Source organism: uncultured Methanobrevibacter sp., assembly GCF_905235195.1.
In the GTDB taxonomy this organism is placed as follows: Archaea; Methanobacteriota; Methanobacteria; order Methanobacteriales; family Methanobacteriaceae; genus Methanarmilla.
In genome coordinates this window covers 20,026-29,430 of the sequence record NZ_CAJOKH010000039.1, presented here as the reverse complement: position 1 = coordinate 29,430, position 9,405 = coordinate 20,026, and the positions used below count along the sequence as shown (strand labels likewise).

The following is a 9,405-nucleotide window of genomic DNA, read 5'->3' as shown; positions in this document are numbered from 1 at the left end:
TTGAAAATTATTACAGACAAACCAATCCCGAAAAATAAAGAAAATATTTAAAACTGAAAATGGAATTCTAACATTTCTAGACTTCCAAATGCAAAATTGTACACAAAAACATTTAAAAATAAAATAAGCCTATAAAATTTTACAACCTCATAAATAGAAGAATCTTATAAATATGAAAAATTGAGTTTTATATGAATTTGATTTTAAAAAAATAGTAATATCTAAATGATTTAATATAAAATAAATAAAAAAAGAAATAAAAAATAAAAAAATAAAAGATTTTTTTATTCTGATATAAATAAGCTTATACCTTGAATAATTAGACATATACCTATAAGAATTGCCACATAAAGTGGGTTTCTAACTGATAATCCTCCAAGGATAAATGCTATTATACCTAAAATTATTAGCAATATTGCAGATATTTTTGAGAAGTTTTTTCCTGATAATAAAAATACAATACCTATTAAAATTAGTATAATACCAATTATATAACATTGTAATCCTAAAAGGAATGATAAAGCATCAATCTTGAAAATGAATAATAAACCAAAGATTATGGCTAAAATTCCAATAAGGACATTTAATGCTGACAAATCAGTTACTATTGATGCTACACCTACAAATACTAAGCTTACTCCTATAATGATGGATGCTAATCCTGAACTAAATATAGGGAAAATTATAAAAAGTAATCCAAAAATTATGGATAATATCCCAGATATCTGTTTAGATTCCATATTTTTACCTCCATATTTTCAATTATCTCTTAAAATCAAAATAAGAAATTAAAAAGCAAAATGCTTTTTATATTTTAAATTAGTTTTATATATTATTTTAATCTTCTTTTAAGACCTTTTTTTAAGATCTATTTTTTTATAAAATTCACTTATTATATATGTAATTTTGTGATTATTGATTCTATTTTATTTATATTATTATCTAAATCAAATCCCATTGCGATTGCTGAAGAGTTATTATTGTTTGTTGAAGAGTTATTGTCGGTTGAATTAACATATTTTTCATATTCATTTGTTAAAGTCCCTACATCTTTAGATATGTTATCAACAGCTTCAATGGTATCTTCTATATCAGTAGTTTTGTTTTTATAAACATTTTTGTACTCTACTGATTGAGACATGTGAATTGCCATGTCTTTGTCTTTACAACAGATTAAAATATTATCATGGGTAGTATTATTAGATAATTGGATACAATAGAATTTTCCTTTATAATTTACTTTAATCATATCGAATAAATGGATTTCTAATAATTTATCTGCATCTATTACATAACCAGTTTGTCCACCAAAATCTTGTTTTTCACCACTACTTTTTATTAACTCATTAAGGGATTCGAATCCCATTTTAGTTACTTTTAAATAATTTTTATCTGCATTGCTGTTGTAAGTAATTAACATTCCTTCGTCCCAATCCCAAACTTTAGCACTCTCAAATTCCCCTTCATATGTGGTTTTATTGTATGGAACTTCTATACTTGTTCCATTAGGAGTTATATCTATTCGTTCATATTGTTGTGAACTTGAAACAAAAAAGATAATTCCTGCTACAGCAATAATTAGGATTACTATTCCAATTACAATCACATTTTTATTATCCATGTTTACACCATCATTTTTTTATGAAATTAAATATTTTTCAAAAAACAACATTTGATTATTATTAATTTTATATACACTTTAATATGAAATAATCATTAATGTTAATTAAAGATTGTATTTTATAATATATATAAATATTTATAAGTTCGAGGAACTTTTCAACGATTAGATGCATTTATTTAATTATATGAATATTCTTTTCTCTCGACAAAGGAAATATTTTTAAGGGTCTTTCACATGATTAATAATTATGTACTTTTTTTCATTGATTTAATAAAATTACTGGTCTAAATTTTATTTAATTCTTTTTTTAATATTAATTTAATATTAAATTAATAATTAAATTTAATAGGTCTTTTTAATATACCTATTACTTGTGAATATTTATTATTACTAATCAATAAACATAAATTAATTTTTGATATTATGAAAATTAAACGACGTAAAAATCTAGAGATGATTATTCAGAATATATCCGCCCATCCAAATCCTAAAGTGGAACTTGAACAGTATTCTACCCCTGCAAATATTGCATCAGATATATTATGGAATGGATATACTTTAGGAGATATTAAAGATATGAACATTGTAGATTTAGGATGTGGTACAGGAATATTTTCCATATCTTCAGCACTTTTAGGGGCAAAAAAAGTACTTGCTATTGATATTGATGAGGAATCTTTGAAAAGTGCTAAAAAACAATCACAACATATAGGAGTAGATAGTGAAAAAATTAGCTTTTTTCAAAAAGATCTTTGTGAAATTTCAAGTATTCAAGATTTAGATATAAATGGATTTTTAGAAAAATCTAATACATTAATTCAAAATCCACCTTTTGGTTCTCAAGAAAGAGGAAAAAAACATATTGATAGAAAATTTATAGAAATTGCAATGGAAAGTGCAGAGGTAATATATTCATTTCATATGAAAAGTACACATAATTTTGTATATGATTATTTTGAAAGTTTAGGTGGAAAAATTACACATGAATTTTTATATAAATTTCCAATTAAAAAAATATATGATTTTCACAATAAAGAATCAGTGGATGTTGAAGTTATAGTTTTTAGAGTAGAAAATTTTTAATACATATTTTTTATCTTTTTTTGAATTTTTTTTATATTATTTTAGATTCCTTTAAAATTTTTATTTTTTTCATATTTTAAGATTAAATTTAATTTATTTTTTTAAATAACCCTTATAAATCAGTAAAAATATTTGAAAAAACAATACCTTTATATACTAATAAAACATATATTGTACTATTATATTCATGAGAGTATAATAAATTTTGTAGCTGAGCTACAGGTATTATAGTTGATATAATATTAGATTGATAAGTTTATTTAGTGATAGCTATCGAAGATTAGCAACATTTATATATTGTTTTTAACAAATGTTTAAAAATGCAAAATATTAATTTATCTTTATTTATACCTAATTCATTTCTTGCAGAAACTAATGATTTGAAGGTAAAGACCTATAAAGTAGGTATTATATCTCGAGCATTAGCTGTTTTTCGTATAAAAAATGTTATTATTTATAATGACAAGTCTTTTAATGATGTAAAGGGATTTAAAGATGCAGCATTTATAGAAACTGTTTTAAATTATATGAATACTCCTCAATATCTGAGAAAAAGAGCATTTCCTATACAAGCAGATTTAAAACATGTTGGAATTTTACCTCCTTTGAGAACTCCTTATCATCCTACAGATAATTCTCCTAAACAAGGAGAGTATAGGCAAGGGTTTACAGTTAAAAGAAATAAGAAAGGTACTTTTGTAGATATAGGTATGGATAAATTAGCTTTTTGTAAAGAGCAGTTAACAGTTAATAAAATATTTAGTTTTAAAATCACTAAAATTGCAAAAGAGGTAATAGTCACACCTGAAGAACCAGATGACATTTACTGGGGATATAAGACAATTAATGAAAATAATGGTCTTAAAAAAAGCTTAAATAAGCTAAATCCTAACCTTGTTGTAGTTACCACAAGATATGCAGATACAATAAATTCTATTTTTGATGAATTAAGGTATAAAGTAAATAAATCTAATAATATTGCTATTGTCTTTGGTGGTCCTTATTCTTCTGTGGAAAATGATTTCACTGACTTAAAATGGGAATATATTGAAATAAATACTATTCCTAATCAGGGGACTCAAACGGTAAGGACTGAAGAAGCGGTTGTTTCTACATTATCTTTGTTTAACTTATTACTGGCTGATTAGTCTGAAAATTAGTTGGAATAGTGCATTTTTCATTGAAATTTTATAAATTAGATTACTTGCTCTAATGTTTATAATCGATGGTTTTTTGATTTTTTTATTCTGTTTATAAACTTATAAAACTGAAATTTAACACTTTTTAAAGTGTTGTATACAAAATTCTTTATTAATATTTATATAACTTAATCTACTCTATGTAAGATTTTGTTATTTATATGAAGGATTAGTAGGTAATGTTTTTATCTAATAATTCTTTTTAAAATCGGGTAATGTTTAAAATAAGCATTATCCATAAAAAAATAATCTAAAATTAATTAATATAATTAATTGTGGAAAATATGAATATAATGGAGGTTAAATTAAATGGTTAGACATCATCAACCAAGAAAAGGGTCAGTAGCTTTTAGTCCTAGAAAAAGAGTAGCAAAAGAAACTCCTAGAATTAAATCATGGCCTGCATGTGATGAATCCAAATTACTTGCAATTGCTGGTTATAAAGTTGGTATGACTCATGCTACTGTTGTAGATACAAATAAAAATTCACCAACTAATGGTATGGAACTTTCAACTCCAGTTACTGTATTAGAAGTACCGCCAGTTGTAGTAATGGGAATTAGATCATATGAAAAAACAAATAGGGGATTTAAAGTTATTACTGAGGTTCTTGCAGATAATTTGGATGAAGAATTATCTAGGAAAATATCACTTCCTAAAGATTATAACAAATCTGAAGCTATTGCAAAAATACAGGATGCTTTAGATCGCACTGCTGAAATTAAAGTTTTAGTTCACACTAATCCTAAATTAGTATCTGGTATACCTAAGAAAAAACCTGAAATATTTGAATGTGCAATCGGTGGAACTTCTGTTGAAGATAAACTTAATGCAGCTATTGAATTATTAGGCAATGAAGTTAAAGTTAGCGATGTATTAAACGAAGGTCAATTTGTAGATGCTATTGCAACCACTAAAGGAAAAGGATTCCAAGGTGTAGTTAAAAGATGGAATATTAGAATACAATATGGTAAAGCTGCTCGTAGTAGTAAAAAAAGACACGTTGGTTCTATTGGTCCATGGACTCCTAATAGAACTATGTGGACTGTTGCACAAGCAGGACAAATGGGTTATCATAAAAGAACTGAATTTAACAAAAAAATATTAAAAATCGGATCTCAAACTGAAACTAGTGATGTCAATCCTGATGGGGGATTTATTAGATATGGTTTAGTTAGAAATGATTATGTTTTAGTTAAAGGTTCTCTTCCAGGTCCTAGTAAAAGATTAGTTATTTTAAGAAAAGCAATCAGACCTAAATCTGATGATGAAGCTACTCCACAAGTAAACTTTATTAGTACTAAATCTAAACAAGGGGTCTAAACATGAAAGTTAACGTTTATTCTATGGAAGGAGAAGTTTCTGGAGATGTAGAACTTCCAACTATTTTTGAAGAAGTTTATAGGCCAGATCTCATTAAAAGAGCAGTTATTTCTATTCAAACTGCTAGAATTCAACCTATGGGTAATAATCCTATGGCAGGTAAAAGAACTTCCGCTGAATCTTGGGGTTCAGGTAGAGGTGTTGCTATGGTACCAAGAATTAAAAACGGTTCCAAAGCAGGATTTATTCCACAAGCAATTGGTGGAAGAAAAGCTCACCCATTAAGAGTTGAAAAAGTACATCACGAAAAAATTAATAATAAAGAAAGAAGATTTGCAATAAGGTCTGCTATTGCTGCTACTACTAATAAGGGGTTAGTTGAAGAAAGAGGACACAAAATTGAAAATGTTCCTTCATTCCCACTTGTTGTTGATGATGATCTTGAAGCAGTTAAAAAAGCTAAAGAAACTCGTGAAATCTTCAAAAATTTAGGCATTTATGATGATGTCGTTCGTGCTAAAGATGGTAAAAAGATTAGAGCAGGTCGAGGAAAAACTAGAGGCCGTAAATACAAAAAAGTTAAAGGACCTTTAGTTGTTGTTGGTGATGATAAAGGTATCAGTTTAGGTGCTAGAAATCACGCTGGTGTAGATGTTGTATCTGTTGAAAATTTAAATGCTGAATTATTAGCTCCAGGTACTCATCCAGGAAGATTAACTATTTTTACAAAATCTGCTATTGAAAAATTAGGAGGATTATTCAAATAAATTCTTAAGAATTTATTTATAAAGAAGGTAGATAATATGGATCCATACGCAGTTATTGTTAAACCTCATGTTACTGAGAAAACTATGAATGCAATTGATTTAAAAAATGAACTTGCTTTTGTTGTCTCTAGGAATTCTTCTAAAGCAGATATTAAAAAGGCTTTCGAAACCTTATTTGAAGAAGAAGTTAGTAAAGTTAATACTCATATATCTCCAAAAGGTTTAAAATTAGCTTACATTAGACTTGCTGAAGAAGAAAAAGCTGAAGATATTGCAGTTAAAATAGGAGTATTCTAAGGAGGAAGTTGAATGGGAAAACGATTAATACATCAAAGAAGAGGTAGAGGAAATCCTCCTCATCGTGTAGCTTCTCACAGGTTCAAAGATAAAATCCAATATAGAGCTTACGATAATATTGAAAAAGAAGGTAGTTTAAAAGGAATTGTTACTGATATTATTCACGATCCTGCTAGGACTGCACCTATTGCTAAAGTTAAATTTGAAAACGGAGAACAAAAATTCATTTTAGCTCCTGAAAGTATTCAAGTTAATGATGAAATTGAATGCGGTATTTCTGCATCAATCAGTTTTGGTAATACTTTGCCACTTGCAGAAATCCCTGAAGGTACTCCAGTTTATAATATTGAAAATACACCTGGTGATGGTGGAAGATTTGTAAGATCTTCTGGAACTTATGCTTCTTTAATTACTCACGATTCAGATAAAGCTGTTATTGAGTTACCATCTGGTGAATTAAAATCTTTTAACCCTCAATGCCGTGCTAGTATTGGTATTGTTGCTGGTGGAGGAAGAAAAGAAAAACCATTCCTTAAAGCAGGTAATAGATGGCATTTACTTAAAGCTAAAGGTAAGAAGATGATGACCGTTAGAGGAGTTGCAATGAATGCTGTAGACCACCCTCATGGTGGAGGTAACAGACAACACCCAGGACGTCCTACTACTATTTCAAGACATGCACCACCTGGAAGAAAAGTTGGTTCTATTGCTGCTTCACGTACAGGTAAAAGGAGATAGATGAAGGAGGTATCACTTTGGCTAGAAAAATATATAAATATCGTGGATACACTTTAGAAGAATTACAAGATATGTCTTTAGAAGATTTTATTCAATTATTACCAGCAAGACAAAGAAGATCCTTAAAAAGAGGATTTTTACCAAGACAACAAATTGTCTTAGATAAAATGAGAAAGTTAAATAAGGAAGGTAAAAAAGATGGTAGGCCAGTTGTCATAAGAACTCACTGTAGAGATATGATTGTACTTCCTGAAATGGTTGGCACTACCTTTGGAATATATGATGGTCATAACTTTGTTGAAGTTACAATTATTCCTGAAATGATTGGTTGTTACTTTGGTGAATTTGCACCTACAAGACAAAGAGTTCAACATGGTGACCCCGGTATGGGAGCAACTAGATCATCTATGTTTGTACCATTGAAATAAGGAGATTTTTAACATGGCTAGAAAATATGCTTATAATGAAGAAGATAATGAAAAACAAATTGCTCGTGCTATGGCTAGATCTCTTAAAGTTTCCCCTAAACATTGTGTAGATATTTGCAGTGCAATTAGAGGAATGAATGTTCAAAAAGCTAAAAATTATTTAAATAATGTTATTGATATGAAACAAGCAGTTCCTTTTAAAAGACACAACAAAAAAGTTGGTCACAGAAAAGGTTTAAAAGGTTGGTCTGCTGGAAGATATCCTGTTAAAGCAGCTTCAGCAATTTTAAAAGTTTTAGAAAATGCTGAAGCAAATGCAGAATATAAAGGAATGGATATTGAAAACCTTAAAATTGAACATATATCCAGTCATAGAGGAATGGTTATTAGAGGTGCAATTCCAAGGGCATTTGGAAGAGTAACTCCATTCAATACACCTACTACTCATGTACAAATAGTTTTAATGGAGGCTTAAGTCTATGATAGAAAAAGATTTTGTTACAGAAGGTCTCAAAAGGACAAAAATTGATGAATTCTTAGAATCCGAACTTGACAGAGCAGGTTACGGTGGAATGGATGTACAAGTTACTCCTCTTGGAACTATGGTTGTTGTTTATGCTGAAAGACCTGGTATGGTCATTGGTAGAGGTGGAAAAACAGTAAGAACAATTACTCAAACTCTTAAAAATCAATTTGGTTTAGATAATCCTCAAGTTGAAGTTAAACAAGTTGATGTTCCTGAACTTAACCCAAGAATCATGGCTTCTAAAATTGCTAATATGTTACAAAGAGGTATGCATTTTAGAAGAGTTGCATATTCTAACATTCGTAGAATTATGGGAGCTGGAGCACAAGGTGTTGAAATTACAATTTCTGGAAAAATTAGAGGTTCAAGATCTGCTGTTGCTAAATTTGTTGAAGGTTACATTAAAAAATGTGGTGAACCTGCAACTAAATATGTTCAAGAAGGATTTTCTACAGTACGTTTAAAACCTGGTGTTTTAGGAGTATATGTTAGAATCATGCCACCTGAAGCGGTTTTACCTGATAAAGTAGAAATTCTTGCTCCTAGAATAGAAGAAACTATTGAAGAAATTGAAGAAGTTGAAGAATCAGAAAAAGTTGAAGTATCTGAAGAAGTTGAATCTTTAGAAGAAATTGAAGAAATTGAAGAAATTGAAGACTTAGAAGATTTAGAAGAAATTTCTGAAGAAGTTGATGAAGTTGAGCAAATCAAAGAAGTTGAAGATGAAGAAATTTCTGAAGAAGTTGAAGAATTAACAGAATCTGAAGATGCTGAAGAAGTTGAGGATTCTGATAAAGAATAGTTAGAGGGTTGAAATAATGGCAATTTTAAGAAGTAAAGAAATTTGGGAAATGGAAAATGAAGAAATTCAAGAAAAATTACTTGAACTCAAATCAGAATTAGCTAAAAATGTTTCTAAAAGTGCTGCTTCAGGAGTTGTTGAAAACCCTGGTAATATAAGAGAACTTAAAAGAACTATAGCTCGTGTTCTTACAATCATGAATGAAAAGGAGAAGGAGAATTAAATGTCTAAAATCTGTGAGGTATGCGGTCTTCCTGAAGAACTTTGTGTTTGTGAAGAAATTGCAAGAGAAGTTCAAACAGTAAAAGTATATACTGTTAGACGTCGGTTTGGTAAACTTATGACTATTGTCGAAGGTATTGATGAGCATGATATTGATATTAAAGAGCTTACCAAAACTTTAAAAGCCAAATGCGCATGTGGAGGAACATCTAAAAAAGGTCAAATAGAACTTCAAGGAGATCATAAAGTTAAAGTTAAAGAAGTTTTATCTGACATGGGTTTTTCTTCAGACACAATCGAAATCAGAGATTCTAAAAAGAAATCAGGGATTCTAAAAAGAATAAAAAAACGAAAAAAAAGGAATAGATAATGTTTATTAATTTCCTTAAGGTTTTA

Annotated in this window: 13 protein-coding genes and 1 pseudogene; 12 read left to right on the top strand and 2 right to left on the bottom strand. The window is 28.7% G+C overall.

Features of this window, described 5'->3' with window-relative positions:
* Window positions 1–127 (top strand): annotated as a pseudogene (locus tag QZ146_RS06015) (transposase); the annotation flags it as partial.
* 157 nt (window positions 128–284) lie between these two features.
* Here the strand turns inward: QZ146_RS06015 and QZ146_RS06010 are convergent.
* Both QZ146_RS06010 and QZ146_RS06005 read right to left on the bottom strand, forming a co-directional pair.
* A complete protein-coding gene (locus QZ146_RS06010) occupies window positions 285–740 on the bottom strand; it encodes a DUF308 domain-containing protein (protein WP_295722764.1) in 456 nt (151 codons plus the stop codon).
* A gap of 152 nt (window positions 741–892) precedes the next feature.
* Window positions 893–1,621 (bottom strand): hypothetical protein, encoded by a 729-nt coding sequence (locus tag QZ146_RS06005; RefSeq protein WP_295722763.1) that lies wholly within the window; start codon window positions 1,619–1,621, stop codon window positions 893–895.
* A 423-nt stretch (window positions 1,622–2,044) separates the two neighbouring features.
* Here QZ146_RS06005 and QZ146_RS06000 point away from each other — a divergent pair, with 423 nt between their 5' ends.
* From QZ146_RS06000 to yciH, 11 genes are all read left to right on the top strand, one after another.
* Window positions 2,045–2,707, top strand: a complete 663-nt coding sequence (locus QZ146_RS06000; RefSeq protein WP_295722766.1) for an METTL5 family protein — start codon at window positions 2,045–2,047, stop codon at window positions 2,705–2,707.
* Between the two features lie 320 nt (window positions 2,708–3,027).
* A complete protein-coding gene (locus QZ146_RS05995; protein ID WP_295722762.1) occupies window positions 3,028–3,855 on the top strand; it encodes a putative RNA uridine N3 methyltransferase in 828 nt (275 codons plus the stop codon).
* A gap of 360 nt (window positions 3,856–4,215) precedes the next feature.
* Window positions 4,216–5,229 carry a 50S ribosomal protein L3 gene (rpl3p, locus tag QZ146_RS05990; RefSeq protein WP_295722761.1) on the top strand — a complete coding sequence of 338 codons (1,014 nt, stop codon included), beginning with the start codon at window positions 4,216–4,218 and terminating at the stop codon, window positions 5,227–5,229.
* Between the two features lie 2 nt (window positions 5,230–5,231).
* Entirely contained in the window at window positions 5,232–5,996 is a 765-nt protein-coding gene (rpl4p, locus tag QZ146_RS05985) for a 50S ribosomal protein L4 (protein ID WP_295722760.1), read from the top strand.
* Window positions 5,997–6,032: 36 nt separating this feature from the next.
* Complete coding sequence (locus tag QZ146_RS05980) at window positions 6,033–6,293, top strand: 50S ribosomal protein L23 (RefSeq protein ID WP_295722759.1); 261 nt, start codon at window positions 6,033–6,035, stop codon at window positions 6,291–6,293.
* 12 nt (window positions 6,294–6,305) lie between these two features.
* On the top strand, window positions 6,306–7,031 hold the full coding sequence (locus QZ146_RS05975; protein ID WP_295722758.1) for a 50S ribosomal protein L2: 726 nt from the start codon (window positions 6,306–6,308) through the stop codon (window positions 7,029–7,031).
* Between the two features lie 17 nt (window positions 7,032–7,048).
* Window positions 7,049–7,459, top strand: coding sequence for a 30S ribosomal protein S19 (rpsS, locus tag QZ146_RS05970; RefSeq protein WP_295722757.1), 411 nt, complete (start codon window positions 7,049–7,051; stop codon window positions 7,457–7,459).
* Window positions 7,460–7,472: 13 nt separating this feature from the next.
* Window positions 7,473–7,934 (top strand): 50S ribosomal protein L22, encoded by a 462-nt coding sequence (locus QZ146_RS05965; protein ID WP_295722756.1) that lies wholly within the window; start codon window positions 7,473–7,475, stop codon window positions 7,932–7,934.
* 4 nt (window positions 7,935–7,938) lie between these two features.
* Window positions 7,939–8,787 carry a 30S ribosomal protein S3 gene (locus tag QZ146_RS05960; RefSeq protein WP_295722755.1) on the top strand — a complete coding sequence of 283 codons (849 nt, stop codon included), beginning with the start codon at window positions 7,939–7,941 and terminating at the stop codon, window positions 8,785–8,787.
* Window positions 8,788–8,803: 16 nt separating this feature from the next.
* Entirely contained in the window at window positions 8,804–9,010 is a 207-nt protein-coding gene (rpmC, locus tag QZ146_RS05955) for a 50S ribosomal protein L29 (RefSeq protein WP_295722753.1), read from the top strand.
* Window positions 9,011–9,379, top strand: a complete 369-nt coding sequence (gene yciH / locus QZ146_RS05950; RefSeq protein WP_295722752.1) for a stress response translation initiation inhibitor YciH — start codon at window positions 9,011–9,013, stop codon at window positions 9,377–9,379.
* Window positions 9,380–9,405 lie beyond the last annotated feature (26 nt).